This is a genomic window from Neorhizobium sp. CSC1952 (assembly GCF_030378245.1).
Lineage (GTDB): Bacteria > Pseudomonadota > Alphaproteobacteria > Rhizobiales > Rhizobiaceae > Neorhizobium > Neorhizobium oryzae_A.
Map to the genome: position 1 here is coordinate 2,779,221 of NZ_CP128416.1, position 26,435 is coordinate 2,805,655.

The 26,435-nt window shown below is 63.6% G+C and carries 22 protein-coding genes; 7 read left to right on the forward strand and 15 right to left on the reverse strand.

Going from position 1 to position 26,435, the window contains the following annotated elements; all coding sequences use genetic code 11:
- Positions 1-4 precede the first annotated feature (4 nt).
- The 7 genes from nirB to QTA58_RS13565 form a co-directional block, all read right to left on the reverse strand.
- On the reverse strand, positions 5-2,455 hold the full coding sequence (gene nirB, locus QTA58_RS13535) for a nitrite reductase large subunit NirB (RefSeq protein ID WP_289669239.1): 2,451 nt from the start codon (positions 2,453-2,455) through the stop codon (positions 5-7).
- Between the two features lie 7 nt (positions 2,456-2,462).
- The gene (locus tag QTA58_RS13540; protein WP_289669240.1) at positions 2,463-3,260 is read right to left on the reverse strand and encodes an ABC transporter ATP-binding protein; all 798 of its coding nucleotides are present in this window, start codon (positions 3,258-3,260) and stop codon (positions 2,463-2,465) included.
- Between the two features lie 69 nt (positions 3,261-3,329).
- Positions 3,330-4,220, reverse strand: coding sequence for a nitrate ABC transporter permease (gene ntrB / locus QTA58_RS13545; protein WP_289669242.1), 891 nt, complete (start codon positions 4,218-4,220; stop codon positions 3,330-3,332).
- 182 nt (positions 4,221-4,402) lie between these two features.
- Positions 4,403-5,701, reverse strand: coding sequence for a CmpA/NrtA family ABC transporter substrate-binding protein (locus QTA58_RS13550; protein WP_289669244.1), 1,299 nt, complete (start codon positions 5,699-5,701; stop codon positions 4,403-4,405).
- Between the two features lie 395 nt (positions 5,702-6,096).
- Complete coding sequence (rnk, locus tag QTA58_RS13555) at positions 6,097-6,498, reverse strand: nucleoside diphosphate kinase regulator (protein WP_289669246.1); 402 nt, start codon at positions 6,496-6,498, stop codon at positions 6,097-6,099.
- 267 nt (positions 6,499-6,765) lie between these two features.
- The gene (locus QTA58_RS13560; protein ID WP_289669247.1) at positions 6,766-8,043 is read right to left on the reverse strand and encodes a CmpA/NrtA family ABC transporter substrate-binding protein; all 1,278 of its coding nucleotides are present in this window, start codon (positions 8,041-8,043) and stop codon (positions 6,766-6,768) included.
- A 37-nt stretch (positions 8,044-8,080) separates the two neighbouring features.
- Positions 8,081-8,668 (reverse strand): ANTAR domain-containing response regulator, encoded by a 588-nt coding sequence (locus QTA58_RS13565; protein WP_085420801.1) that lies wholly within the window; start codon positions 8,666-8,668, stop codon positions 8,081-8,083.
- A gap of 150 nt (positions 8,669-8,818) precedes the next feature.
- Between QTA58_RS13565 and QTA58_RS13570 the strand changes: the two genes are divergently transcribed.
- Complete coding sequence (locus tag QTA58_RS13570; protein ID WP_289669248.1) at positions 8,819-11,275, forward strand: DNA translocase FtsK; 2,457 nt, start codon at positions 8,819-8,821, stop codon at positions 11,273-11,275.
- A 206-nt stretch (positions 11,276-11,481) separates the two neighbouring features.
- On the opposite strand, the gene QTA58_RS13575 is transcribed toward QTA58_RS13570, so the two are convergent.
- The 4 genes from QTA58_RS13575 to QTA58_RS13590 all read right to left on the reverse strand — a co-directional run bounded on the left by QTA58_RS13575 (position 11,482) and on the right by QTA58_RS13590 (position 15,301).
- Entirely contained in the window at positions 11,482-12,651 is a 1,170-nt protein-coding gene (locus QTA58_RS13575) for a pyridoxal phosphate-dependent aminotransferase (RefSeq protein ID WP_289669249.1), read from the reverse strand.
- A 75-nt stretch (positions 12,652-12,726) separates the two neighbouring features.
- Positions 12,727-13,254, reverse strand: a complete 528-nt coding sequence (locus QTA58_RS13580; protein ID WP_289669250.1) for a flavin reductase family protein — start codon at positions 13,252-13,254, stop codon at positions 12,727-12,729.
- Positions 13,251-14,144, reverse strand: coding sequence for an aldo/keto reductase (locus QTA58_RS13585; protein WP_289669251.1), 894 nt, complete (start codon positions 14,142-14,144; stop codon positions 13,251-13,253). Before QTA58_RS13585 ends, QTA58_RS13580 begins: the two co-directional genes overlap by 4 nt.
- Positions 14,144-15,301 (reverse strand): LLM class flavin-dependent oxidoreductase, encoded by a 1,158-nt coding sequence (locus QTA58_RS13590; RefSeq protein WP_085420480.1) that lies wholly within the window; start codon positions 15,299-15,301, stop codon positions 14,144-14,146. Before QTA58_RS13590 ends, QTA58_RS13585 begins: the two co-directional genes overlap by 1 nt.
- A gap of 100 nt (positions 15,302-15,401) precedes the next feature.
- On the opposite strand from QTA58_RS13590, the gene QTA58_RS13595 reads away from it, so the two are divergent.
- Together QTA58_RS13595 and QTA58_RS13600 are read left to right on the forward strand one after the other, a co-directional pair.
- The gene (locus QTA58_RS13595; protein ID WP_289669254.1) at positions 15,402-16,106 is read left to right on the forward strand and encodes a GntR family transcriptional regulator; all 705 of its coding nucleotides are present in this window, start codon (positions 15,402-15,404) and stop codon (positions 16,104-16,106) included.
- 25 nt (positions 16,107-16,131) lie between these two features.
- Complete coding sequence (locus tag QTA58_RS13600; RefSeq protein WP_289669255.1) at positions 16,132-18,123, forward strand: alpha-glucosidase; 1,992 nt, start codon at positions 16,132-16,134, stop codon at positions 18,121-18,123.
- Positions 18,124-18,328: 205 nt separating this feature from the next.
- Here QTA58_RS13600 and QTA58_RS13605 read toward each other — a convergent pair whose 3' ends face one another.
- The 3 genes from QTA58_RS13605 to QTA58_RS13615 are packed head-to-tail and all read right to left on the reverse strand — an operon-like array spanning position 18,329 to position 21,341.
- Positions 18,329-18,970, reverse strand: coding sequence for a ThuA domain-containing protein (locus tag QTA58_RS13605; RefSeq protein WP_085420476.1), 642 nt, complete (start codon positions 18,968-18,970; stop codon positions 18,329-18,331).
- Between the two features lie 30 nt (positions 18,971-19,000).
- Positions 19,001-20,104 carry a Gfo/Idh/MocA family oxidoreductase gene (locus QTA58_RS13610; RefSeq protein ID WP_289669256.1) on the reverse strand — a complete coding sequence of 368 codons (1,104 nt, stop codon included), beginning with the start codon at positions 20,102-20,104 and terminating at the stop codon, positions 19,001-19,003.
- A gap of 37 nt (positions 20,105-20,141) precedes the next feature.
- Positions 20,142-21,341 (reverse strand): ROK family transcriptional regulator, encoded by a 1,200-nt coding sequence (locus QTA58_RS13615; protein WP_085420474.1) that lies wholly within the window; start codon positions 21,339-21,341, stop codon positions 20,142-20,144.
- A 232-nt stretch (positions 21,342-21,573) separates the two neighbouring features.
- On the opposite strand from QTA58_RS13615, the gene QTA58_RS13620 reads away from it, so the two are divergent.
- The 4 genes from QTA58_RS13620 (at position 21,574) to ugpC (ending at position 25,811) form a co-directional block, all read left to right on the forward strand.
- Positions 21,574-22,872, forward strand: coding sequence for an extracellular solute-binding protein (locus QTA58_RS13620; RefSeq protein WP_289669257.1), 1,299 nt, complete (start codon positions 21,574-21,576; stop codon positions 22,870-22,872).
- 70 nt (positions 22,873-22,942) lie between these two features.
- Entirely contained in the window at positions 22,943-23,881 is a 939-nt protein-coding gene (locus QTA58_RS13625) for a sugar ABC transporter permease (protein ID WP_289669258.1), read from the forward strand.
- Entirely contained in the window at positions 23,874-24,722 is an 849-nt protein-coding gene (locus QTA58_RS13630) for a carbohydrate ABC transporter permease (RefSeq protein WP_289669259.1), read from the forward strand. The genes QTA58_RS13625 and QTA58_RS13630 overlap by 8 nt, the downstream gene beginning before the upstream one ends.
- Before the next feature lie 18 nt (positions 24,723-24,740).
- Complete coding sequence (gene ugpC / locus QTA58_RS13635) at positions 24,741-25,811, forward strand: sn-glycerol-3-phosphate ABC transporter ATP-binding protein UgpC (protein ID WP_289669260.1); 1,071 nt, start codon at positions 24,741-24,743, stop codon at positions 25,809-25,811.
- Positions 25,812-25,813: 2 nt separating this feature from the next.
- Here the strand turns inward: ugpC and QTA58_RS13640 are convergent, their stop codons facing one another.
- Positions 25,814-26,434 (reverse strand): nucleoside triphosphate hydrolase, encoded by a 621-nt coding sequence (locus tag QTA58_RS13640; RefSeq protein ID WP_289669261.1) that lies wholly within the window; start codon positions 26,432-26,434, stop codon positions 25,814-25,816.
- Between the last annotated feature and the right edge of the window lies 1 nt (position 26,435).

Below are 26,435 nucleotides of genomic sequence, written 5' to 3' on the forward strand. Positions count from 1 at the left end.
TCCTTTACTCAGCTGCCTGCGGATAACCAATGGTCGCCATCGGCTTGAATTCGTGCTTGTCCTTGCCGGAGACGCGCTCCGACCAGGGGTCGACCTGGGCGAATTTCTGAGAGAAGACGAAGCGCTCGTAATAGGCCTTGCGCTTTTCGTGATCCTCCATGATCTGGCGGCGGATCTCGTCGAGGCCGATGCGCTTTGCCCATTTGTAGATGCGCTCCAGGTAGCGGGCTTGCTCGCGGTACATCTGAGTGATCGCGACGATATGTTCGAGCGCCTCGTCCTCGGTCTTCACCAGGCCCAAGACTTCCGTTCCCTTGATGTCGAGACCGGCGGCGCCGGCGAAATGGATCTCGAAACCGGAATCCACGCAGATGACGCCGATATCCTTGCAGGTCGCCTCGGCGCAGTTTCGCGGACACCCCGAGACGGCCATCTTCAGCTTGGCCGGCGTCCAGGAACCCCACATGAACTTCTCGATGCGGATGCCGAGGCCGGTCGAATCCTGCGTGCCGAAACGGCACCAGTCGGAGCCGACGCAGGTCTTTACGGTGCGCAGTCCCTTGGCATAGGCCTGGCCGGAGATGAAACCGGCCTTGCCGAGATCGGCCCAGACGGCGGGCAGGTCTTCCTTCTCGACGCCCAAGAGGTCTATGCGCTGGCCGCCCGTCACCTTCACCATCGGGATGGCGAACTTGTCGACCACGTCGGCGATGGCGCGCAGCTCCTGCGAATTGGTGACGCCGCCCCACATGCGCGGCACGACGGAATAGGTGCCGTCCTTCTGGATGTTGGCGTGGACGCGCTCGTTGATGAAGCGCGACTGGTAGTCGTCGGCATATTCGTCCGGCCAGTCGCAGACGAGATAGTAGTTGAGCGCCGGCCGGCACTTGGCGCAGCCGCAGGAGGTCTTCCATTCGAGTTCCTGCATGACGGCCGGAATGGTCTTCAGCTTCTTCGCCTTGATGAGACGGCGCACGTCGTCGTGGCCGAGCTCGGTGCAGGTGCACATCGGCTGCACGGCCTTCGGGTTATAGCCGTCGCCGAGGGTCAGCGACATCAGCTGCTCGACGAGGCCGGTGCAGGTGCCGCAGGAGGCGGACGCCTTGGTGTGGGCACGCACGTCGTCGAGCGTCGTCAGGCCCTTGGCGGTGATCGTCGAGGTGATCTTGCCCTTGCAGACGCCGTTGCAGCCGCAGATTTCCGCATCATCCGGCAAGGCTGCAACGGCCGCCATAGGGTCCAGCGGAGAGCCCCCCTGATAGGCCTGGCCGAAGATCAGCGTCTCGCGCATGTCGGAAATGTCGACGGCCTTCTTCTTCAGGTCGTTGAACCAGGCGCCATCCGAGGTCTCGCCGTAAAGCACCGTGCCGATGATGCGGTTGTCCTTCAGAACGAGGCGCTTGTAGATGCCGGCGGTCGCATCGCGGAGCACGATCTCCTGGCGGTCGTCGCCGTCGGCGAAATCGCCGAGCGAGTAGAGATCGATGCCCGTGACCTTCAGCTTGGTCGGCGTATCGGAATGGACAAAGGCCGGTTTGGTATCACCGGCGAGATGCGAGGCAGCGATGCGGGCCATCTCGTAGAGCGGCGCGACAAGGCCGTAGACCATGCCGCCCACTTCGGCGCATTCGCCGAGGGCGAAGATGTCGCCGTCCGAGGTCTGCATGCCGGCGTCGACGACGATGCCGCGATTGACGGCAAGGCCGGCTTCCTTGGCAAGGCCGGCATTCGGGCGGATGCCGACCGCCATGACGACGAGGGTAGCCGGGATGATGCGGCCATCGTCGAGTTCGACGCCCTCCACCTTGCCGTCGCCCACGATCTGCTTGGTATTGGCCTTGCAGATGACCTTGATGCCGCGTTCCTCGACGGCCTTCTGCAGCAGGTAGCCGGCGGCGGGATCGAGCTGACGTTCCATCAGCGTCGGCATGACGTGGAGCACGGTCACGTCCATGCCGCGCTGGGCGAGACCCGCCGCCGCTTCGAGGCCGAGCAGGCCGCCGCCGATGACGATCGCCTTCTCGCGCGACTGGGCGGCGAGCAGCATCGCCTGCACGTCGTCGAGGTCGCGATAGGTGATGACGCCCGGCAGGTCCTTGCCGGGGACGGGGATGATGAACGGCACCGAGCCGGTGGCGATGACCAGCTTGTCGTAGCTTTCGGTGACGCCGTGATCGGAGGTCACGGTCTTCGCGGCACGGTCGATCGCGACGATCTTGTGGCCCTTGTAGAGCGTGATGCCGTGATCGATGTACCAGCCGTCGCCATGGATGACGATCTGCTCGTAGGTCTTTTCGCCGGAAAGCACCGGCGAGAGCATGATGCGGTCGTAATTGACGCGCGGCTCGGCGTTGAAGATCGTGACCTGATAACGTCCGGGCGCCTGTTCGAAGAGATGTTCGAGCATGCGGCCGGGGGCCATGCCGTTGCCGATGATGACGAGTTTCTCAGTCATTGGGTATTTACTCCGCGGCTTCGACGAAGCGGTGGCGCTCGTAGAGGAATTTGAGGACGGCCTCGCGGCACTTCAGATACGTGCGGTCGGAAGCGAGCTCGATGCGATTGCGGGGGCGGGGTATCGCCACGTCGAGCACTTCGCCGATTTTGGCCGCCGGCCCGTTGGTCATCATCACGATGCGGTCCGAGAGCAGCACAGCCTCGTCGACATCGTGGGTGATCATCACCATCGTATTGCCGAGGCGGGCATGGATATCCATCACCGCGTCCTGAAGATGGGCCCGGGTCAAGGCGTCGAGCGCGCCGAAGGGCTCGTCGAGCAGCAGGATCTTCGGCTCCATCGAAAGCGCCCGGGCGATGCCGACGCGCTGCTTCATGCCGCCGGAAATCTCCGAAGGCCGCTTGTCCCTGGCATGCGCCATCTGCACGAGGTCAAGATTGGCCATGACCCAGTCATGCCGCTCGGCCTTGCTCTTGGTGTTCCTGAAGACCTTCGAGACCGCGAGGTTGACGTTTTCGTAGACCGTCAGCCAGGGCAGCAGCGAGTGGTTCTGGAAAACGACGGCGCGTTCCGGGCCGGGCTCGTTCACCTCGCGGTTTTCGAGCAGGACCGCGCCGGCGGAGACCCGCGTCAGTCCGGCGATGAGGTTGAGCAGGGTCGACTTGCCGCAGCCGGAATGGCCGATGATGGAGACGAACTCTCCCTTGGAGATCGCCAGGCTGATGCCCTTCAGGACTTCCGAGCGGTTTCCGCCGCGGTCGAAATGCTTGTCGATATGGTCGAGCTTGAGGTAGGCGGTCATGATTGTTTCCCTCTTGTTTCGTGACGCAATTCCGGACGGAAAACCGGTCTCCACTTTTCCTGGAATTGCTTAGCTGGCCGAAGCGCCGCGGGTGACGAGTTTGCCGAGCGCGGCGACCAGCTTGTCGAGGGCGAAGCCGACGATGCCGATATAGGCGAGCGCGACGATGATGTCGGGAAGCCGCGAGGAGTTCCACGCATCCCAGATGAAGAAGCCGATGCCGACGCCGCCGGTCAGCATTTCGGCCGCGACGATGGCGAGCCAGGAAAGCCCGACGCCGATCCTGAGACCGGTGAAGATGTAGGGTGCGGCCGAAGGCAGCATGATCTTGAAGAAGAACTCGAACTGGTTGAGCCGCAGGACCTCGGCGACGTTGCGATAATCCTGCGGGATGTTGCGCACGCCGACCGCGGTATTGATGATCACCGGCCAGATCGAAGTGATGAAGATCACGAAGATCGCCGAGGGGTTCGAGTCCTGGAAGGCTGCGAGCGACAGCGGCAGCCAGGCGAGCGGCGGCACGGTGCGCAGCACCTGGAAGATCGGGTCGAGGCCGCGCATCGCCCAGACGGACTGGCCGATAATCGCGCCGACGATGACGCCGGTCACCGCGGCAAGCCCGAAGCCGTAGGCGACGCGCTGCAGCGAGACCAGCACCCGCCAGCCGAGCCCGATATCCTGCGAGCCGTAATTGAAGAAGGGGTAGGCGATGAGGTCATAGGCTTCCGTCCAGACCACATGCGGCGAGGGAAGCGACGCATCCGGCGCGGAACAGAGGACCTGCCAGACGAGCAGGATCAGCGCCAATACGACCACCGGCGGCGCGATGCCGCGCAACGCGGCCAATGCAAGCTGCCTGGGGTCGATGCGCCGTTCGGGCTGTTTCGCCAGATGCACGATATCTGCCGTCTTGGGCGCCGTCTTTGCGACGGCGGCTTCGTTCCTTGCCAATGCGGACATGGATTGTTCCTTCTAGTTCAATGGCCTGGCGTAAAAGTGCCCCTCACCCGGCCTCTTCCTGCCAGCGGGGAGAGGGGACGCGCTCCGCTTGGGTTCGGGGAAGGGGCCTTTGCGGCTTCCATCCTTCTCCCCGTGCCCGGGGAGAAGGTGCCGACAGGCGGGTGAGGGGCAAGTTCCACGCATCACGACGCAGCCTTGATCGACAGGCTTTCGAGATAGGCCGAGGGATTTTCGGGATCGAAGACCTTGCCGTCGAAGAAGGTCTCCTTGCCGCGTGAGGGCGAAGCCGGGATATCGGCCGCGGCGACGCCTAGATCCTTGGCCGCTTCGCGCCAGATGTCCTCGCGGTTCACCTGGCCCACCAGCGCCTTGATGTCCGTATCGGCCGGCAGGTTGCCCCAGCGGACGTTCTCGGCCATGAACCAGGCGTCGTGGCTCTGATAGGGATAGGACGCGCCGTCCTTCCAGAACTTCATGTAGAGGTCGGTGCCTTTGACCTCGCGGCCGTTGCCGTAGTTGATGTCGCCCTTGAGGCGGCCGAGCACATCCTTCGGCGGCACGTTGAACCACTGGCGCTTGCCGAGGATCTCGGCCATCTCCGCCTTGTTGTCCATGCTGTCGCACCACTGCTGGGCCTCCATGACGGCCATCAGCAGGGCTTTCGCAGCGTTGGGGTTCTTCTCGATCCAGTCGGCGCGAAGGCCGAGCGCCTTTTCGGGATGGCCCTTCCAGAGCTCGCCGGTGGTAGCGGCGGTGAAGCCGATGCCCTGGTTGACGAGCTGCTCGTTCCAGGGTTCGCCCACACAGAAGACGTCCATGTTGCCGACCTTCATGTTCGCCACCATCTGCGGCGGCGGCACGACGATGGTCGAGACGTCCTTGTTCGGGTCGATGCCGCCGGCGGCGAGCCAATAGCGGATCCAGAGGTCATGCGTGCCGCCCGGGAAGGTCATGGCCGCCTTGATCTCCTTGCCCTCGGCCTTCTTCTTCTCGAAAGCCGCCTTCAGCTTCGACGCATCGAGCTGGACGCCGGTTTCGGCATATTCCCTGGCGACCGAGATGCCCTGGCTGTCGAGATTGAGCCGGGCGAGGATCGCCATCGGTACGGGCTTGTTGTTTTGCGTCACCTTGCCGGTGTGCATGAGATAGGGGAGCGGCGAGAGGATGTGCGCGCCGTCGATGCCGTTCGCCGCGCCGCCGAGCACGAGGTTGTCGCGGGTGGCGCCCCAGGACGCCTGCTTGGCGACATCGACATCCGGAAGGCCGTGTTTTTCGAACAGGCCCTTTTCCTTGGCGATGATCAGCGGCGCTGCGTCGGTGAGCGCGATGAAGCCGAGCTTGACGCCCGTCACTTCTGGGCCGGACGGGGCGGCAAAGGCGCCGGAGGGGAAAGCAATTTTTGCCGCGCCGATCAGGGCGGCGGTGGCTGTGGTCTTGAGCACATTGCGGCGGCTGATGCCGGTCGTCAAAATCTTGTTCATGCGCAGGTTCCCTCTGCTGGCGGAATTTGGGCACAAAAAAACGCCGCTCGATGATTGCGTCCGCGGGATGGGAGGTGTCCCGGACAGCAAAAACCTTGCGACGTCGGTGTCTTCTGCAAGCGCTTATGGCGCGCCTATCTGCGCCGGTCGCCGTTGACCGGTGCAAGTTTTACTACGCAAGCGGCGTGCCAGATTGATGCTTTCGTCCTAACTTATTGGAACGAAATAGAAATGCTTACTTTTACGGCGTTGATTAATAATTGTGCACAGGGGGTCTCGCCCAGATTTTAGGCGGAAGCGCGGCTCGGAATGCAGGCAATCTAGGCATTCGCTGTGCATCGCAGCAGAAGGATAATGGTGCCATGCCGAACGGGATGGCACCGGGATGATGCGCGTTAAATTGCCTTCACGTCCTTGATCGTAAGTCTGTGATGGCTTCCGTCGCGGGCCTGCCAGCTTATCGATTGGCCGGGGCCAAGGCCGAGAAGGGCAACGCCGATCGGGGTGAGGATCGATATCCTTCCGGCCGCGATGTCCGCCTCGCCTGGATAGACGAGCGTCACCGTGCGTTCCTCGCCGGTCTCCGTCTTATAGGTTGCCGTGGATCCCATACGGATGATGTTCGACGCAAGCTGGTCGTCCAGCATGACGCATGCCCGCTCCAGTTCCACGAGCAATTCGTCAGCGACCTCCGGAAAACGCTCGAGAGCGCCTTGCGCAAGGCCCGTCAGGCGCGTGTAGTCGGTTTCTGCGACGATGATGAGCGGCTTCGATGCGTCGGATTGAAGATTTTCCATAATAGTTACCTCTGGCGCCGGACGGAGCAATGCTTCCGTTCCTGGCGTCTGCATTCGTTTTTTCGATTTGATTGTCGCGGAATGGGCGATTGGCCCGTGGCTAAGCTACCCCATGACCCGGGGCGCGACGGCAACCGGGGCGGGGTCAGTATCCTGCGATAGGACACGCCCTATTACGAAAGAGGATGTGCAGGCCTGAAAACGTGGTCATGCCTCATGATCCCCGGCGGGATATCCGATGTCAACCCCGGGAGGCGGCGTCCGTCTTCACGTCTCGTTGGCGTCCAGGCCTGCCGGGTCCCGCCGGGCGACGCTGAAGCCCGCGACATAATCCGGCAATTTCCGCGGGTCGAAAACATGGCCGTCCATGAAGCGGTCGCCATCGCGATCACCCTCGATGCCGATATCGGGTTCCGTCGGTCCGTTCCCCAGGGCGGTCCGGTAGAGATCGGGGCGATAGGCGCCCGCTGCGGCGCGCGCACCCGCCTCGCTGAACCCGGTCTGGCCCCAACGGATCATCTGGCTGTAGATCCACAGGGCCTGGCTCGGGCGCGGATAATTCGCAAAACCGCGATGGAAGGTGAAGTAGTCGTCGATGACGCGGCGGTTGCCCTTGGCGTCGAGGCTGAATTCGCCGGCCAGTACGTGGCGGATGATCTTCACCGGAGCCGCGATGAAGCGCGGATCGGCCAACGCCTCGGCCAGCGCATCATGGTTTTTCGCCTCGTCGCACCAGCGGGCGGCGGCATCGAGCGCGACGATGAGGCGGGAGACGATTTCGGGATGCGTCCCGGCCCATTCCGGACGCATGCCGATCACCTTTTCCGGCGCCGATGGCCAGATGTCCTGCTTGGCAGCGACGATGCGGCCGGCGCCTCGTTCGGAGGCGACCATGTTCCACGGCGCGCCGACGCAGAAGCCGTCGATCGCGCCGGCCGCCAGCGCATCCGAGGTCAGCGGCGGCGGCACGACGACGAGCTTCACGTCGCGGTCCGGATCGATGCCGCCGGCGGCGAGCCAATAGCGGAATTCGTAGTTGTGCGACGAGAAGGGATAGGTCATGCCGAGCGTCGGCAGCGGCTCGCCGCACTCCTTCATGGCCTGAAGTACCTTTGCGAGCGCCTGTGCGTTCTCCAGCGCGCTTGCGGCCTCCGAAATCCCGCCGGCCTCGCGCATGCGTTCGAAGAGCCGGATCGAAAGCGTGATGGCATTGCCGCCGCGGCCGAGCGAGAAGGGCGTGATGGTGGGCGAGGGGTTGGAGCCGAGGCCGAGCATCGATGCGACCGGCATGGGCGACAGCATGTGGGCGATGTCGAATTGCCGGAAGGCGAGCCGGTCCCGCACATTGGCCCAGGAGACGTCCTTCACCAGATCGAGCGTCAGGCCTTCCTTTCGCGCAAAGCCGAATTCGGCGGCGGCGATCAGCACGGAGGCGTCGACCAGCGGAATGAAGCCGGCGCGCAGCACCTTCGGGCCTTCGCCGTTCGAGCGCCCGGGTGCGGCGAGATTTTCTCCCGATTGGTCGATCTTGCTCATCATGTTCACTCCGGCTTTCTCCCGGATATTTCCTTGGTCGAATGCATCACATCAGCAGCCCGGCTGCCGTCACCACGCTCTGGGCGATCTCGGATATCTTCTTCTTCTCGTTCATGGCGGTCTGGCGGAGCAGCGCGAAGGCATCCTCCTCCGAGAGGCCGCGCATCTTCATGAGAATGCCCTTGGCGCGCTCAATGACCTTGCGTTCCTCCAGCGCCGATTTCGCGTCGGCAAGCTCCCGCTGCAGCCGGCTGAAGGCGTTGAAGCGGCTGACCGCCATGTCGAGGATCGGCTTGACGCGCTCCTTCTTCAAACCGTCGACCACGTAGGCCGAAACGCCGGCCTCCACCGCGGCTTCGATGGAGGCCGTGTCGGAGCGGTCCACGAACATGGCGATCGGCCGGCTCACCGTCCGCGTGAGCTGGAACAGGTGCTCCATCATGTCACGGTTCGGGTTCTCGATATCGATGACGATGACATCCGGCTTCAGCGTGTCGATGATGCGGGCGACGCCCTGCACCTCGTGGATCACCGTGACATTGCCATGCCCGGCCTCCCGCAGCCCTTCCTCGATGATGGAGGCGCGGATGGCGTTTTCGTCGATAACCAGAATGGTGAGATCGGGTGCCGGCATCCCATAGTGTTGCCGCAGTGCAGCAATCTTGGCAAGCGTCATGATGGGGCCTGAGGATTTGTTCCGCCGGGAGCCGGACGGAAAGAACCAGTTAACCTTTATTTTTTACTTCATGGATAGATGTGCCCTCTCGTTTCTCGTCCGGTTCTCATGCAATTCACACGCAATAATTTCCCCCAGAGTTCCGACCAAGCCAGCACCGAAGACGATGCAGTCGAGGTGGTGCGGCAGAATGTCCGCCAGCAGAGCCTGGCCGACTTCAATCAGCCCGTCATAGAGCAGGCGCCCTGGCAGGCGGCGTTCCGGCTGGCCCCGAACGTGCGGTTCACCCGCACGCCGGAAAACGTTCTCACTCGCAGGCAGGCGGAGGCCGAGGCGGTTCCGGCGCAGGTGTCGGATAGTGCTGCCGAACACAAGGCGGCCGAGCCGGCTGCCGAGCCCGTCGACGTTGTTCCGGCGGAGCCGTATCCGGCCGCTGCAGGTGATTCGGACGCCGCAGCTGAAGCGCCGGCCGTGCCTCTCGACCAGATCGCCGGCCTGCAACAGCTCGCCGCCACAATGCGGCAGCCGGTTGTCGCTGCACCCCCGCCTGATATTCCGGCGGCCGTATCCATCGAGGCGGCGCAGCCGGAAGCTCCGCAGGCGATGCCCGCGATCGCAGTTCCGCGCCAGGATATCGCGATCTCCGATTTCGCCTTCTGGGACGCCATGCCGTTCGAACTGGAAGGACCGGCCGTTGTCGAGCGTGTTCCGGCACCGCAGCCGGTAAGAGCGCCGGTTTTGGCAAGGGCCAACCAGCCGGTGACGGCCCTTTATCGCGAAGTGCCGCGCCAGGCGGCCGCCCGGACGCTCGTGGTCGCGCCATCCCCGAGGCCGGAACCGGTCAAGGTCCCTGAACCGGCGGCGCCTGTTCAGGCCGTTCCGGCGCCGGTGTTAAAAACCGAGGCTCCCGTGGTCTCGGAGCCGCCGCAGCCGACCCCCGTTTTCACGGCAGCTCCCGCGCCGGCTCCGCAAACCGAGCCGGCCCGCCCGCGCACCGTTCGGCCGGCGATAGCCGAGTACGAATTCCCACCCATTTCGCTTCTGCAGGAGCCGCGCGGCGAGCGCGGCCAGGCCATGCAGCCGGATGCCCTGCAGCAGAGCGCCGGGCTGCTGGAAAGCATCCTCGAAGATTTCGGCGTGCGCGGCGAGATCATCGATGTCCGCCCCGGTCCGGTCGTGACGCTCTACGAATTCGAGCCGGCGCCGGGCGTCAAATCCTCGCGCGTCATCGGCCTTTCGGACGACATCGCCCGGTCGATGTCGGCGCTGTCGGCCCGCGTCGCCGTCGTGCCAGGCCGCAACGTCATCGGCATCGAACTGCCGAACGCCACCCGCGAGACGGTCTATTTCCGCGAACTCATCGAATGCGAGGACTATTGGGAGACCAAGCATCGCCTCGCGCTCTGCCTCGGCAAGACGATCGGCGGCGAACCTGTCATCGCCGAGCTCGCGAAGATGCCGCATCTGCTCGTGGCCGGTACGACCGGTTCGGGCAAGTCGGTGGCGATCAACACGATGATCCTGTCGCTCCTCTACCGGCTGCGCCCGGAAGAATGCCGGCTGATCATGATCGATCCGAAGATGCTGGAGCTTTCCGTCTATGACGGCATCCCGCATCTGCTGACGCCCGTCGTCACCGATCCGAAGAAGGCCGTCCTGGCGCTGAAATGGGCGGTCCGCGAGATGGAGGACCGCTATCGCAAGATGTCCCGCCTCGGCGTCCGCAATATCGACGGCTACAACCAGCGTGCAGCGCAGGCGCGGGAAAAGGGCGAGGTCATCACCGTCAGCGTCCAGACCGGTTTCGACCGGACGACCGGTGAGATCGTCTACGAGGAACAGGAACTCGACCTGTCGCCGATGCCCTACATAGTCGTCATCGTCGACGAAATGGCCGACCTGATGATGGTCGCCGGCAAAGATATCGAAGGGGCGATCCAGCGCCTGGCGCAGATGGCGCGCGCTGCCGGCATCCACCTGATCATGGCGACGCAGCGCCCGTCCGTCGACGTCATCACCGGCACGATCAAGGCGAACTTCCCGACCCGCATCTCCTTCCAGGTCACGTCGAAGATCGACAGCCGCACGATCCTCGGGGAGCAGGGCGCCGAACATCTGCTCGGCCAGGGCGACATGCTGCACATGGCCGGCGGCGGGCGGATTTCCCGCGTCCACGGTCCGTTCGTCTCCGATGCAGAGGTGGAATCGGTCGTCCGTCACCTCAAGACGCAAGGCAGGCCGGACTATCTCGGCACGGTCACCGAGGACGAGGAAGAGGCGGAAAGCGAAGAGGCTTCGCAGGAAGCCGTCTTCGACAAGAGCGCCATGGGTGGCGACGACAGCGACGAGCTCTACGAAAAGGCCGTCAAGGTGGTCATGAAGGATCGCAAATGCTCGACCTCCTATATCCAGCGGCGGCTCTCGATCGGCTACAATCGTGCCGCTTCGCTGGTCGAGCGCATGGAACAGGAAGGGCTCGTCGGCCCCGCCAACCACGTCGGCAAGCGCGAGATCATCTCGGGCGGACGTTCGGGTGCGGCGGTGCCGGATGGTTTCGAGGAGTGAGGCACGAACCCCCTCACCAACAAAATCTACGACTTAGCTAAAGCTAAGATCGTGATTTTGTAACCTCTCCCACAAGGGGAGAGGTAGCCCCGCGGCGGCGCGGCATTCCTATCTCTCCCCTTGTGGGAGAGAAAGTGATTTCAACATCTTAGCTTTAGCTAAGTGTTAGAAATCGCAAGTGAGGGGAGCGCGTGTCTCGAAAAGCCTCAACGGCTGCGGATATAGTCGCTCAACCTCTGCGCCGCGTCCTTGACCTGCAGCGGATCGCGCAGATAGCAGGCGCGCATGAAGGCTTGGCCGCCGGGGCCGAAGGCGGTTCCCGGCGCCATGCCGACGCCCGTCTTGTCGACGATCCTGAACGCCTCGTCGCGGCTGTCGGTGACGCCGTCGATCTTCAGGAAGGCGTAGAGCGCGCCGTCCGGCTTGCGGGTCTCGACGCGGTTGGTGGCGATCAGCGCATCGCAGAGGATGTCGCGGGATTTGCGCGCTCGCTCGATATTGGTGCGGATGAAATCGTCACCCTGTTCGAGGGCCACGATGGCGCCCTTCTGCATGAACTGCGCGACGCCCGAGGTCGAATACTGGATGAGGTTGGTGAGCGTCTGGCCGATCTCGGCCGGCGCCACCATCCAGCCGACGCGCCAGCCGGTCATGCACCAGTTCTTCGAGAAGGAATTGGCGAAGATGATCCGGTCCTCCGGCTCCATGACGTCCATGAAGGAGGGCGCGCGGGCGCCGTCGAAATAATAGAGGCCGTAGATCTCGTCGGCGATGATCCACAGCCCGCGCTTGCGGGCGAGTTCGAGGATGGCCTTGAGATCTTCGTGCGTCGCGGTCCAGCCCGTCGGATTGGAGGGCGAGTTGATGAAGAGCGCGGTGGTTTTGGGAGTGATCGCCGCTTCCAGCCGCTCGATGTCCAGCACCCAGCGGCCGTCGGCAAAGCCGAGCCGGACCGTAACGGGCTTGGCTTCGGAGACGCCGATGGCGTTCACGACATTCGGCCAGGCGGGCGAGAGGTAGACGATCTCGTCGCCGGCGGAAGCGACCGTCTGGATCGCCAGCACGATCGACTGCATGCCCGAACCGGTGACGTAGATATTGTCGGCCGAAAGCTTCGTGCCGTAGTGCCGCTGATAATAGCGAACGATCGCCTCCCGAAGGGCGGGAATGCCTTGCGTCCAGGTGTAGAAGGTCTCGCCGGCCAGCAGCGCCTCGCTGGCTGCGCGTGTGATGAAATCCGGCGTCGGAAGATCGCCTTCGCCGATCCAGAGCGGCATCAGGTTTTCGCGGCCTCTGGCATAGGTGACGATCTCGCCAATGCCGCTGCGGGGCGCTGCCGCGGCGCGGGCGCTGATATCCGGTCTGATGATGGTCATGGATGGCCTGTCGATGCTGGGATGGTGTTTTCCTGCGTAGGCCCGGACCTATTCCCGGTCAATATGTTTCAGGCGTCAGTGGCTCTGAAAGCGGCCGAACGTGCCGCGCGAGAAGCACAAGGGATCGCCCTCGCGGTGGGCGGCGCGCAGCACGCGGCCGAGGATCAGCGTGTGGTCGCCGGCATCGTGCAGGTCCGAGCGTTCGCATTCGAAGCGGGCGAGCGTACCGGGGATGACCGGTACGCCTTCCATGTTCTCGATCCAGTCGAGCCCCTCGAAACCCGCTCCGTTGCGGGTGAAGCGGGCGCTCAGGCGATCCTGCTCGGCACTCAGCACATGGATGACAAAATAGCTTGCCGCCGTGAAGGCCCGATGGCGCGACGAGCTTTTTGCCGGCGACCAGAGGACGAGCGGCGGGTCGAGCGAAACCGACGTGAAGCTGTTGACCGTCATGCCGATCGGCCCGCCCGGCGTCCTTGCCGTCACCACCGCCACGCCGGTCGTGAACGTGCCAAGCGCATTGCGGTAGTGCCGGGCGGTCGATGCGTCGGGAATGAAGACCTGCTCGTTCAGGCCGTGGGTGATGTCGGCTGATATCGTCATGGCACCTGCTTTCCGATGGCAGCGGTATAGAGTTCGAACCAGGTCTGGCGATCGATCGCCACTTTCGCGGCGTCGGCGATCTTTCCGATACGGTCGAGATTGTTGGTGCCGAGCACCGGCAGGATCCTCGCCGGATGGGCCAGCAGCCATGCGACCGCGACGGCCGTCGCATCGACACCCCGTTCGCCGGCAGTCCGCTCCAGCACCGTCATCAGCCGCCGGTTTTCCGGCTTGAAGAGCGAACCGCCGCCGAGCGGCGACCAGGCCATCGGCGCGATGTTGCGTTCCTGCAGATAGGCAAGGTCGCCATTTGTGAAGGAATCCATCGCGACGAGGCTCATCTCGATCTGATTGGTGACGAGTTCGGCTTCCATCGAAGACTGCAGCAGCGAGAAACCCCAGGGCCGGAAATTCGAAACGCCGACGGCGCGCACCTTGCCGGATTCCACCAGCGCATCGAGCGCCGGCCCCGTCTCGTCCGGATCCATGAACGGGTCGGGACGATGGATGAGGAGCAGATCGATGTAATCCGTCGCCATGTCGCGCAGCGAGGCTTCGACCGACGCGTTGATGTGCCCGGCGCTTGTATCATAGTGCTTGCCGCGGACGGCCGAATGCCGGCCGGCCGGCGCGACGATGCCGCATTTGGTGACGATCTCTATCCTGTCGCGCAGTGAAGGCGAGGCCTTCAGCGCCGCGCCGAAGATCGCTTCCGCCGTGTAGCCGCCGTAGATGTCGGCATTGTCCATGGTGGTGATGCCCTGCGCCAGGCAGGCCTCGATCTTGGCCTCGACATGTTTCGGCGAGGTATCGGCATCGTCGCCGATGCGCCACAGCCCGTAGACGAGGCGGCTGAGTTCGAGATCGGGTGAAAGTTGAATGCGGTCCATCAGTGGCGCCTCCCTGCGCCGAGCGGTGTTGCGGGCGTGTCGGCCGGTACGCGGCCGTAGATATGCGGCAGCGAGCAGGTCTTCAGCTGCGGCAGGACCTTCTTGCCGAAATGTTCCGCTTCGTCGAGATGGGGGTAGCCGGAAAAGATGAAGGCCCTGACGCCCATCTTCTTGTAGGCCTCGATTTCCGAAAGCACCTGATCGGTGGAGCCGACCAGCGCCGCGCCGCAGCCGGAGCGTGCCCGGCCGATGCCGGTCCAGAGGTGGCGCTCGACATAGCCGAACTTGTCGGCGAGCTCCCGGGTGCGAGCCTGATGGGAAACGCCGAGCGAGGTGCTGTCATGGGCGCGGCTGCGGATCAGCCGGCCGTATTCGTCGTCCAGCTTCGAGACGAGGTGCTCGGCATAATCCCGGGCTTCCTTTTCCGTATCGCGGACGATCATGTGAACGCGCAGACCGTAATCCAGGGTGCGGCCGTGAGCTTCGGCACGGGCGTGCACGGCCTTCATGCGTTCGGCGATCTGCTCCTTGGGTTCCGGCCACATGAGGTAGACATCGCATTGGGCTCCGCAGAGCTCCAGCGCATCCGGCGAATAGCCGCCGAAATAGAGAAGCGGGCCGCCGTTCTGCTGGTAGGGTCTGGCGGGCTCGGTGGTGACGCCCTTGAAATTGTAGACCTCGCCTTCGTGGTCGATCGTGTCGCGCGTCCAGGCCTGGCGGAGAATCTGCACGACCTCGTGGCTGCGGCGATAGCGGAAGGCGCTGTCGGCCACTTCGCCGGGGAAATCCGAGCTGATGACGTTGAGCGTCAGGCGGCCCTTCAGCATGTGGTCGAGGGTTGCGACGGTGCGGGCGAGCATGATCGGCTGCATCTCGCCGCAGCGGATCGCGGCGAGAAGGTTGATCCTCTCGGTGATTTGCGAGCAGGCGGCGACGAAGCTCAGCGTGTCCTGCCCGACCTGATAGGAGGAGGGGCAGAGGATGTTGCGGAAGCCGAGCGTTTCGGCGCGCGTGACGATCTCGGAACAGTGCTCGAAGCTCGATTTCAGGGCGTCGTCGGGAACGCCGAGATAGGCATAGTCGTCCGAGCAGAGGGCGGCGAACCAGGACACTTCGGCCGCATCGAGATCCGGCGATGTGATCGGGACAACGGTCATCAGTCTCCTCCTCCGCGTCGATACTTGACACTTGCATAACATCTGATTTGATGTAGATCAATGATGTATCAATTTTCTCTTTGGGGGGAGAAGCGCTTCGATGGAAAGTCATCCCGGCAGCCTGCCGATCTATCTGCAGATCACCGAACTGCTGGTGCGGGATATCGCGGCCGGCCGGCTGGTCGACGGCGAGAAGCTGGCGCCGGAGCGCGACATGGCGGCCGAACTCGGCATTGCGGTGGGTACGTTGCGGAAGGCGCTTGCGGAGCTCCAGAGCCGCGGACTTCTGGAACGGGTGCAGGGGTCGGGGAACTATATCCGGGCGATCAGCGATCCGAAAAGCGTCTATGCCATGTTCCGCCTGGAACTCATCCAGGGCGGCGGACTGCCCACCGCCGAGATCATCGATGTCGAGCGGCTCGACAAATCCGGGGATCTGCCGAAATTCGGCTTTTCTCCGGAAGGCCATCGCATCCGGCGGATACGGCGATTGTCGGGGAAAGTGGCGGCACTGGAGGAAATCTGGCTGGACGGTTCCTATGCGCAAGCGATTGCGCCGGAGGACCTGTCGGAATCGCTTTATCTCTACTATCGCACGCGGCTCAATCTCTGGATCGTCAGGGCCGAGGACAGGATCGCTCTCGATACCGTGCCCGAATGGGCGCCGCCGGTCTTCGGCCACAAACCGGGCGCGCCGATCGCCCACGTGCTGCGCATGAGCCAGGCGCAGGACGGCGCGGTGGCCGAGGTTTCCCGTACATGGTTCGACCATTCCGTGGCGCGCTACGTATCGCGCTTGAGGTAGGCCGATGGATTTGCGCAGCCGACACATGACATTCGAAAGCACGCCCGACGGTTTCTCCATCTCGCTGAACGGCCGGACGGTTCTCCGGCACAGCGCCTCCTTGCCCTGCATTTTCGTGGGCGAGGGGCAGGAGCGGATGGACATGTACCGCGGCAATTTCGAGGTCGAGGACTATATCGTCGAGCGCAGCCCGCTCAGGCATGCGGCCGTCGAGGGAGATACGATCAGCCTTTCGGAGGCGGAGGGAAGGGCGCCGCGCCTCGAACTGACGATCGCGGGGTCCGCCATCCATTTCCGCTCGCTGGACGGCCGCATCAACCGTTTCTGGATCCGCATCCATGCGAAGAACGACGAGCATGTCTGGGGCGGCGGCGAGCAGATGTCCTATTTCGACATGCGCGGGCGCCGTTTCCCGCTCTGGACCTCCGAGCCGGGCGTCGGCCGCGACAAGACGAGCGAGATCACCTTCAAATCCGACCTCAAGGACAAGGCGGGCGGCGATTATTACAACACCAACTATCCGCAGCCGACCTACATCTCCTCGGCGCGTTATGCGCTGCATGTGGAGACGACGGCCTATTGCGTCTTCGATTTCCGCCGCCAGACCTTTCACGAGATCGAGGTCTGGGCGGTCCCGGAGCGGATCGAGCTCCATTCCGCGCCGACCTTCGTCGAACTCGTCGAAACCCTGTCATCGCGTTTCGGACGGCAGCCGGAACTGCCGGATTGGGTCTATAACGGCGCGATCGTCGGTCTGAAGGACGGCATGAATTCCTTCGACCGGCTGGACAGGATGCTGCAAGCGGGCGTGCAGGTCTCCGGCCTCTGGTGCGAGGATTGGGTCGGCATCCGGCAGACTTCGTTCGGCTCTCGCCTCTTCTGGGACTGGCAGGCGAACGAGGAGCGGTATCCGGGCCTTAAGGAGCGCATCGCCGAATTGAACGGCGAGGGCATCCGCTTCCTCGGCTACGTGAATCCCTATCTCTGCGTCGATGGAGCACTGTTTCCGGAGGCGGAAGCGGCGGGTTATTTCGCCAGGGATCAGCTCGGCCGTACGGCGATCGTCGATTTCGGCGAGTTCGACTGCGGTGTCGTCGATTTCACCAATCCGGAGGCCGCCGAATGGTTCGCCGAGGAGGTGATAGGCCGCCGCATGCTGGATTTCGGCCTGTCTGGGTGGATGGCGGATTTCGGCGAGTATCTCCCGATCGACGTCGAGCTCGCGAACGGCATCGACGCCAAGCTGATGCACAATGCCTGGCCGGTGCTCTGGGCCGAGGTCAATGCAAAGGCGATCGCAAGCCGCGGCAAGACCGGGGAGGCCTTGTTCTTCATGCGGGCCGGCTTCACCGGGGTGCAGAAACATTGTCCGCTCTTATGGGGCGGCGACCAGTCGGTGGATTTCTCCCGCCATGACGGTCTCGTCACCGTCATATGCGCGGCGCTGTCGTCGGGCCTCCTGGGCAACGCATACCACCATTCCGACATCGGCGGCTACACGAGCCTGTTCGGCAATGTCCGCACGCCCGAGCTTCTGATGCGCTGGGCCGAGATGGCCGCGTTCACGCCGGTGATGCGCAGCCACGAGGGCAACCGGCCGCGCGACAATGTCCAGATCGACCAGGACCCGGAAGTGCTCGCCCATTTCGCCAGGATGACGTGGATCTACGTGCATCTGGCGCCCTATCTCAAAACCTTGTCGAAGGAGGCCGCCACGCGCGGCCTGCCGGTGCAGCGGCCGCTCTTCCTGCATTACGAGCATGACCTGAAAACCTACGCGATCCAGGACAGCTATCTTTACGGCCCGGACCTGCTGGTGGCGCCGGTCTGGCACGCGGCCCAAGGCGAGCGCGCCGTCTATCTGCCGGAAGGAGCGGATTGGGTGCATGTCTGGAGCGGAGAGGAGTTTTCAGGCGGTCAGGAGGCGACGGTCGCCTCGCCGATCGGCTGTCCGCCGGTGTTTTATCGGAAGGGTGCGGCTTTTGCGGAGATGTTTGAGGGGCTGAGGGGAATGTGAGGAGCTAGGTGTGAAGAGGTGAGAGGCGGTGCGGCAAACTCCCGATCTCCCCCCTTGAGGGGGAGATGTCGCCGAAGGTGACAGAGGGGGGTGGCGCCACGAATTCAATTGCGGAAGAGTATGCCGCAGCACCCCCCTCTGCCCTGCCGGGCATCTCCCCCCTCGAGGGGGGAGATCGGCTAGACGCACCGCCGAACGCCTATCTCTACCGAGCCGCCCAATTCGCGCCGCGGCGGAAGATCGTCTTCATCTGCGGTACGTCGAATTCCTTCGCCTGATGGCCGAGCGAGGAATAGAAGACACGGCCATTGCCGTATTTCCGCTTCCAGACCACCGGCATCACCACGCCGTCGATCCACCAGGCATGCGCGCCGGTGAAGGTCGTTGTCGCCAGCACCTCGTTCGAGGGGTCGACATGCATGTAATATTGCTCGGACGTGTAGGGGAAATCGGTGATCCCTTCCATCAGCGGATCGTCGGGCCTGGTGATGTTGACGGTGTAGTCGATGATGTTGCCGGGATGGGCGACCCACTGGCCGCCGATGATGAACTGGTAGTCGACCGATTCGCGGAAGGCGTCGCCCGCGCCGCCGTGATAGCCGGCGATGCCGACGCCGCCCTCGACCGCGGCGGCGAGGTTCTTCACCTCTTCCTTCTCGATCTTCGACATGGTCATGATCGGCACGATGAGGCTCAGGTCATGGATCGAAGGGTCGGCGAAGGCCTCGGTCGAATGTTCGAGATAGACCTTGAAGCCGTCCTCCTCGAGCATGTCCTTGATGATCTCGGCGCATTCCTGCGGTTCGTGGCCGCTCCAGCCGCCCCAGACGATCAGTGCTTCCCGCATGTTCTTTTCCTCCAGAATTGCTTTATCGGATTACCGGGCCAGCCGGCCGTCGACGAGCGAGACCGGCAGAGGCGCCGGTCGTTCCGTTGCCGTGGTGATCTTGATGGTGCGGCCTTCGGCTGCTGCGGTGTGGAAGGCTTCCATCACCTCCAGCACATGCAGCGCGAGATCGCCGTTCGCCCGGTGTGGGCGGTTGGAGCGGATCGCGTAAGCCATGTCGGCGACGCCGAGTGAACGGTAGTTGCCGTCCGCATAGGGCGCGGTCAGCGGCTGTTCCTCGAACTGGCCGCCCTTCTTCAGGTATTCGACCCGTCCGCCGAAATGGTTCGGATCCGGCACGATCAGCGTGCCCTCGGTGCCATAGACTTCCAGCGGCACATGCTTGTGGCCGGCGACGTCGAAGCTCATGCCGATCTGCACGACCGCGCCGCCGGCAAAGGCCATCACGCCCGCCACATGGGTCGGCACATGCACGGGAATGCGCTCGCCGTTTCTCGGTTCGCTGGTGATGACGCGCTCCTTGCGGGGGGTGATCGCAAAACCCGCGACCTGCGAGACCGGGCCGAGCAGGTTGACGAGATCGGTGATGTAATAGGGTCCCATGTCGAGCATCGGTCCGCCGCCGACCTCGTAATAGAAGGCGGGATTGGGATGCCAGCGCTCGTGGCCGGGGCACATGAAGGTCGCCGTGCCGCCGACCGGTATCCCGATGACGCCCTCATCGATCAGGGCGCGGGCGGTCTGGTGGCCGCCGCCGAGGAAGGTGTCGGGTGCCGCGCCGATACGCAGGCCCCTGGCTTTGGCTGCCTCCGCCAGTTTTTTCCCTTCCGCGAAATTAATCCCGAGCGGCTTTTCCGAATAGGTGTGCTTGCCGGCTTCGAGCGCCTGCAGGCCGACGGCCACATGCGCCTTCGGGATCGTCAGGTTGACGATGATCTCGATCTGCGGGTCCGTGAGCAGCTCGTCCACGCTTCTGGCGGAGAGGTTGAATTCCGAAGCCTTCGCTTCCGCAAGGTCGCGGTTGAGGTCGGCCAGCCCGCGAATGTCGAGGATCGGGAATGCGGAGGTCATCGCCTTCAAGTAGGCGCCTGAGATGTTGCCGCATCCGATGATGCCGATACCGACTTTGTCCATCATTCTCCTCCCAATGAATCATGATATCCGGGGTGCGTCAGAGCGCCGGCCCGGTGGTGCTCCAGGGCGATTCGTAAAGTTCGTAAAGCGCGACGGCCGCCGCCCCCTGCGCCCAGAAATCGTCGGTCGAATCGTCGAAGACGAGTTCGCTGACGCCTTTCAGCGACGGGGGGATGGCGAGCGCATAGGCATCGCGCAGGCTGTTGAGGAACGGTTCGCCGAGCGCCAGCGAGGAGCCGACGAGGATGACCCTGGGCGGCGCGAACAGCGTGACGATGTTGGCGATCGTCAGCCCGACCGCTTCGCCGGCGCGCATCGCCGCGCCGATCAGCCGGTCGTCGTCCGCCTGGATCAGCGCCTGCACGTGGCTCATGCCGCGGCCGAGCCGCACGGCTTCCGCAAAGCGCCCGTCCGTCTGCTGTTCGCCGAGGATCGCGCTTTCGCCCGCCCGGCTCGAAAGCCGCACGACACCCTGCTGGCCCATGCCGAGCACGAGGTCGCCGAGATTGTGGCTGAGGCCGCCGGCGCCCCGGAAAAGCTGATTGCGGTGCAGCACGCCCAAGCCCAGCGTCTGCTCCAGCGATATCAGTACCATGTCCTCCAGGTCGCGGGCCTTGCCGAACCAGTGGTGGCCGAGCGTGATGGCGTGTGCGTCGCTTTCGATGATCGTCGGCGTCGACAGGCGCACCGACATTTCAGCGGCGAAATCGATGTTCACCTCACGGAAGATCGGGCTTGACCGGATATAGCCGGTGCGATGCTCGATGACGCCCGGAATTCCGAGGCAGACGCTGTCGACATCCTCCAGCGACAGGTCGGCATCCACGACGCAGCGGCGTACGCCGTCTTCCACCAGGTCGGCGATGACGGCGATCGGCTGCCGGTCGATGCGGATCGGCAGCGTCAGCTTGGACAGCACGTCGCCGCGGAAATTGGTGACGACGAAGACCATGCGATTTGCAGCGATCTTGGCGCCGACGACGCGGGCGGCATCCGGATTGACCTCCAGCATGACGCGGGGCCGGCCGCGCACGGTCTCGTTGCGGATGTCGCCTTCGTGGCGGGTCAGGATCAATCCGTCGTCGAGGAGGGAGCCGGTGATTGCCGAGACGGTGGTGGTCGAAAGCTCGGTTCGCTCGCTGATCTCCACGCGGGAGATCGGCCCGTGGCGCCGGATCGTATCCAGCACGCTCAGGCGGTTGATGGCGCGCATCAGTTCGGGATCGGCAGTTTTCATCGTCTCGTGCGGGCACCCAACCCCGTCAGTGCCCGGCGTATTTTTTACGCATGGCAAATTAAATTCGCCTTCTTCTAAATCCGATTTTCATGTTTGCGCAACAGGAATTTCTGTTTAAGCATTCTTTTTAGGCGCTTTTTGCCGCTTTCTCAGGCAAGCTATTGACAGAACGGGAAAGGCTGCGATTATTTAATCCGGGTACAGAAATAAAGCGCTACGGGAGGAGTGCGAAATGCTGACCATCGGGAAATCGGGAATTCGCTTTGCGTTTGCCAGCACCATCGGTACGCTGGCTTTATGCGCGACGGCCGCTACGGCCTCGGCCGATGCGGTCGTGAAATGGCTGCACCTGGAGCTCAATCCGGAATATGTGAAAGTCTGGCGCGGCATCGCCGACAAGTATCAGGCCGAGCATCCCGGCGTGAAGATCGAGATGCAGTTTCTCGAAAACGAGGCCTTCAAGGCAAAGCTGCCGACGCTGCTGCAATCCAGCGATGCGCCGGATTTCTTCTACAGCTGGGGCGGCGGCGTGCTGAAGCAGCAGCAGGCGACGGGCGCGCTCAAGGACATTACCGACAAGATGAAGGGAGATGGCGGCGCCTGGGGCAAGAGCTACAATCCCGCCGCCCTGAAGGCAGTCACCTTCGACGACAAGATCAGCGCCGTGCCCTACAAGATGGGAACCGTCAGCTTCTTCTATAACAAGGCCTATTTCGCGAAAGCGGGGGTCGATGCCGCGGGCATCAAGACCTGGGACGATTTTCTCGCCGCAGTCAAAAAGCTCAAGGATGCGGGGATCGTGCCGATCGCGGGCGGCGGCGGGGAGAAGTGGCCGATCCACTTCTACTGGAGCTATCTGGTCATGCGCAATGCCGGCCAGCAGGGCTTCGATGCGATGAAGACCGGTGCGGGCGATGGTTTCGTGGCGCCTGAAGCCGTAAAAGCCGGCGAGCAGCTTGCCGAACTCGGCAAGCTTGAACCGTTCCAGCCGGGCTATCTCGCCACGACCTGGCCTCAGGCACTCGGCGTCTTCGGCGACGGCAAGGCCGCGATGATCCTCGGTTTCGAGACGACGGAAGCTTTCCAGCGCAGAAATGCCGGCGACGGCAAGGGGCTTGCAAGCGACAATATCGGCCGCTTCGCCTTCCCCGCGGTGGCAGGCGGAGCCGGCAAGGCCACCGATACGCTGGGCGGCATCAACGCATGGGCCGTGACGGCGAAGGCGCCGCCGGAAACCCTGGATTTCCTCGCCTATCTGACGAATGCAGAAAACGAACGGCTCATGGCGAAGGCGGGGATGATCCTGCCGGCGGCGGTCGGAGCGGAGGACGGCGTCACCAACCCGCTCCTTAGCGAGTCTGCAAGACAGCTCGAAGCTTCCACCTGGCACCAGAACTTCTTCGATCAGGAGCTGGGCCCATCCGTCGGCCGTGTCGTGAACGACGCGTCGGTCGCCATCGTGTCGGGTCAGATGTCGCCGGAGGAAGGCGCGCAGACGATCCAGGACGCGGTGGAAATGGACAAGATGTGATGCGAGGCGCCGGCGGGGCCGACTGCCCCGGCCGGCGCGTTCCCTGCAGCCCATGACAGCCGGAACGAAGATGACCAATGTTTCTGCAACGACCGCCATAGGGCATGCGGCGGACGCACGTCGCGTTGCCAGGCGCAAGAGCCCGACGGCACGGGGGCGGCTTCCGGTACTAATCCTGTTCCTGCCGCCGGCGCTTCTTCTTTTCACGATCTTCGTGATCATGCCGATGGGCGAGGCCGCCTGGTACAGCCTCTACCGGTGGGACGGCTACGGCCTGCCCGAGCAGTTCGTGGGCCTGCGGAATTTCGAGGTGCTCTTCGGAAACGGCGCCTTTCTGACGGCCCTCAAGAACAACTTCCTGATCATCGTCGTTTCGCTGCTTCTGCAAATACCGCTTGCGATCTGGCTTGCCATGATGCTGGCGAACCGCATCAAGGGCGTGATCGTCTTCCGGCTGATCTTCTTCCTGCCCTATGTGCTCGCCGATGTGGCGGCCGGCCTCATCTGGCGCTTCGTCTATGACGGGGACTACGGGCTTTTCGCGGCCGTCGCAGGCTTCCTCAGGGTCGAGACGCCCTATGTTCTCGCCGACAAGGACCTCGCCATCTATGCGGTGCTCGCCGTGGTGGTCTGGAAATATTTCGGCTTCCACATGATGCTCTTCATCGCCGGGCTCCAGTCCCTCGACAAGAGCGTCCTGGAAGCCGCCGAGATCGACGGCGCCACCGGCTGGCAGAAATTCCGCTTCGTGACGCTGCCGCTCCTCGGCTCGACGCTGCGCCTGTCGGTGTTCTTCGCCGTGGTCGGGTCGCTGCAACTGTTCGACATGATCATGCCGCTGACCGGCGGCGGACCGTTCAATTCCACCCAGACGATGGTGACCTTCCTCTACAATTTCGGGGTCACCCGGATGCAGGTGGGTCTCGGAAGCGCGGTCGGCGTAGTCCTGTTCGTGATCTGCGTCACGCTCGCCTTCAGCTACAAACGGATATTCATGCGCCATGACTGAGACGGGATCCTCAATCCGGATGAGCGCCGGCACGAAAGTCTACCTTTACGTCTCGCTCACCATCATTGCGGCGGTCGTCGTCGTTCCGCTGCTGACGACGGCTCTCGGCGGCTTCAAGACGCTCGGCGACCTGCGCATCAATCCGTTCGGCCTGCCGGCCGAATGGCAATGGTCCAACTATACCGATATCCTGTTCGGGGACCGGTACTGGCGGCAGATGATGAACTCGCTGATCATCGCCACGCTCACCGTGTTCCTCACCGTGTCCGTCGCGGCCATGGCGGCCTTCACCTTTGCCCATGTCCGGTTCTTCGGCTCGAACTTCCTGCTCAACTACTTTCTGATCGGGCTGATGTTTCCGGCCGCGACCGCGATCCTGCCGCTCTTCATCCGTATCCGCGACCTCGGCCTGCTCAATACCTATTGGGGTGTCGTCCTGCCGCAGGTGGCCTTCGGCCTCGGCATGAGCATCCTGCTGTTCCGGAATTATTTCCGCAATCTTCCGGAGGAACTGTTCCAGGCCGCCTTCGTGGATGGCTGCGGCTACATGCGCTTCTTCTGGCACGTCACGCTGCCGCTCTCGCGCCCGATCATCGCGACGGTGGCGATCGTCTCCTTCGTGGCGAGCTGGAACAGCTACATCCTGCCGCTCATCATGCTGAATTCGGAATCCATCTATCCCTGGCCGCTGGGGATCATGGTCTACCGGGGAGAATTCGGGACCGAGTGGCAACTGGTGCTCGCCTTCATCACGCTCACCATCCTGCCGACCATCATCGTCTTCTTCCTTGCCCAGAAGCACATCATCGCCGGCCTGACGGCCGGCGCCGTGAAGTCCTGACCGAAGATCGGAACACCCATGGCCTCCGTCACCCTGTCCAACGTCCAAAAATCCTACGGCTCCCTCGGGGTCATCCACGGCGTGAGGCTTTCCATCGAGGACGGCGAATTCATCGCGCTGGTCGGCCCGTCGGGATGCGGAAAATCCACGCTTCTCAGGATGATCGCAGGCCTTGAGGAGATTACCGAAGGTGACGTCCTCATCGGCGGCAAGGTCGTCAACGAGCTGACGCCGCGCGAACGGAACATCGCCATGGTGTTCCAGTCCTATGCGCTCTATCCGCATATGACGGTGGCCGAGAACATGGGCTTCAATCTGCGCCTTTCGGGCGCGCCGAAGCCGGTCATCGCCGAGCGGGTCAACGAGGCGGCGCGCATGCTCGATCTCGTCCCGCTTCTCGACCGCAAGCCGGCGCAGCTTTCCGGCGGCCAGCGCCAGCGGGTCGCCATGGGACGGGCGGTCGTCCGCAACCCTGCCGTCTTCCTGTTCGACGAGCCGCTTTCCAACCTCGATGCGAAACTGCGCGTGCAGATGCGCTCCGAGATCAAGACCCTGCATCAGAAGGTGGGCACGACCTCGATCTACGTGACCCACGACCAGATCGAGGCGATGACGCTCGCCGACCGCATCGTCGTGCTCAACCAGGGACGGGTGGAGCAGGAGGGCACGCCGATGGAACTCTACAAGACGCCGGCGAACCTCTTCGTCGCGGCCTTCATCGGCTCGCCGGCGATGAATATCCTCGACGGCACCGTCGACGGCGAGGGTGGCGAGGCGGCGGCGCGCCTCGGCGACGGCACGGCGATCCGCATCGCGCCGGACCGCAAGGTGAAGCGCGGGCAGGCGATCAAGATCGGCCTGCGGCCCGAACATCTGAGCCCCGGCACGGGCGGGACCGCTCTGGCCGGGCGGACGCTGCTGGTCGAGCCGACGGGCGCGCAGACGCATGTGGTCTTCGACCTCGCCGGCCAGCCGGTGACGGCGATCGTCGACGGCGAATATCCGGCCCGCTACGGCGCGAGGTTCGAGGCGAACATTCCGGCCGAGCAGGTGCATGTCTTCGACCGCGAAAGCGGCGCCGCGCTGTAATTTCAGAACGTCTCGAGCCGGATGTCGGCGGGGCGGGAATTGGCGATGATAAACCGGCCGTTCGGCAGGTCGTTGCCGTCGAGCTTCCAGGCGATGGCGGCCTCGTCCAGCCCGTAATGCACCCAGCGCGCCGTCAGGCGCTCGCGCAGCACCTCTTCCTCCGGGCCGACGAAGATGGTGAGATCGAAAAAGTTCCTGAGCCGCGACCAGGGAGCGGCATCGATCAGCAGGTAATTGCCTTCCGCAAGCACGATATGGGTGTCCGGCGAAATCGGCCGCGCCGAAGCGATGGCGATCTCGCGCGACCGGTCAAAGACCGGCACCAGCACTTCCTCCTCCGCCTGCCGTACGGCGCGGAGGATATCGGCAAAGCCGCGGACGTCGAAGGTTTCCGGCGCGCCCTTGCGGGGCAGCAGGCCGCGGGCTTCCAGAATGCCGTTATCCATGTGGAAACCGTCCATCGGCAGGACTTCGGCGGTTTCGCCGCGCGCCAGCAACGCCTTGTGCAGCGCCTCCGCCAGCGTCGACTTGCCGGCGCCGGGAGGACCGGCGACCGCGACGATGAAGCGCCGTTTGTCCCCGGCGCGGGCGATGACGGTTTCAGCGATTTCATCCAGATTCATC

What these genes read in the sequence shown, in the direction of transcription:
- QTA58_RS13580 (WP_289669250.1), bottom strand. Translation starts at nt 13,254, where the DNA reads ATGACGATATCAGCCGACATCACCCACGGCCTGAACGAGCAGGTCTTC.
- QTA58_RS13570 (WP_289669248.1), top strand. Translation starts at nt 8,819, where the DNA reads ATGCAATTCACACGCAATAATTTCCCCCAGAGTTCCGACCAAGCCAGC.
- QTA58_RS13610 (WP_289669256.1), bottom strand. Translation starts at nt 20,104, where the DNA reads ATGGACAAAGTCGGTATCGGCATCATCGGATGCGGCAACATCTCAGGC.
- QTA58_RS13630 (WP_289669259.1), top strand. Translation starts at nt 23,874, where the DNA reads ATGACTGAGACGGGATCCTCAATCCGGATGAGCGCCGGCACGAAAGTC.
- QTA58_RS13565 (WP_085420801.1), bottom strand. Translation starts at nt 8,668, where the DNA reads ATGCCGGCACCCGATCTCACCATTCTGGTTATCGACGAAAACGCCATC.
- QTA58_RS13550 (WP_289669244.1), bottom strand. Translation starts at nt 5,701, where the DNA reads ATGAACAAGATTTTGACGACCGGCATCAGCCGCCGCAATGTGCTCAAG.
- nirB (WP_289669239.1), bottom strand. Translation starts at nt 2,455, where the DNA reads ATGACTGAGAAACTCGTCATCATCGGCAACGGCATGGCCCCCGGCCGC.
- ugpC (WP_289669260.1), top strand. Translation starts at nt 24,741, where the DNA reads ATGGCCTCCGTCACCCTGTCCAACGTCCAAAAATCCTACGGCTCCCTC.
- QTA58_RS13640 (WP_289669261.1), bottom strand. Translation starts at nt 26,434, where the DNA reads ATGAATCTGGATGAAATCGCTGAAACCGTCATCGCCCGCGCCGGGGAC.
- QTA58_RS13590 (WP_085420480.1), bottom strand. Translation starts at nt 15,301, where the DNA reads ATGACCGTTGTCCCGATCACATCGCCGGATCTCGATGCGGCCGAAGTG.
- QTA58_RS13605 (WP_085420476.1), bottom strand. Translation starts at nt 18,970, where the DNA reads ATGCGGGAAGCACTGATCGTCTGGGGCGGCTGGAGCGGCCACGAACCG.
- QTA58_RS13595 (WP_289669254.1), top strand. Translation starts at nt 15,402, where the DNA reads ATGGAAAGTCATCCCGGCAGCCTGCCGATCTATCTGCAGATCACCGAA.
- QTA58_RS13620 (WP_289669257.1), top strand. Translation starts at nt 21,574, where the DNA reads ATGCTGACCATCGGGAAATCGGGAATTCGCTTTGCGTTTGCCAGCACC.
- QTA58_RS13625 (WP_289669258.1), top strand. Translation starts at nt 22,943, where the DNA reads ATGACCAATGTTTCTGCAACGACCGCCATAGGGCATGCGGCGGACGCA.
- QTA58_RS13575 (WP_289669249.1), bottom strand. Translation starts at nt 12,651, where the DNA reads ATGACCATCATCAGACCGGATATCAGCGCCCGCGCCGCGGCAGCGCCC.
- QTA58_RS13585 (WP_289669251.1), bottom strand. Translation starts at nt 14,144, where the DNA reads ATGGACCGCATTCAACTTTCACCCGATCTCGAACTCAGCCGCCTCGTC.
- QTA58_RS13540 (WP_289669240.1), bottom strand. Translation starts at nt 3,260, where the DNA reads ATGACCGCCTACCTCAAGCTCGACCATATCGACAAGCATTTCGACCGC.
- QTA58_RS13615 (WP_085420474.1), bottom strand. Translation starts at nt 21,341, where the DNA reads ATGAAAACTGCCGATCCCGAACTGATGCGCGCCATCAACCGCCTGAGC.
- rnk (WP_289669246.1), bottom strand. Translation starts at nt 6,498, where the DNA reads ATGGAAAATCTTCAATCCGACGCATCGAAGCCGCTCATCATCGTCGCA.
- QTA58_RS13600 (WP_289669255.1), top strand. Translation starts at nt 16,132, where the DNA reads ATGACATTCGAAAGCACGCCCGACGGTTTCTCCATCTCGCTGAACGGC.
- ntrB (WP_289669242.1), bottom strand. Translation starts at nt 4,220, where the DNA reads ATGTCCGCATTGGCAAGGAACGAAGCCGCCGTCGCAAAGACGGCGCCC.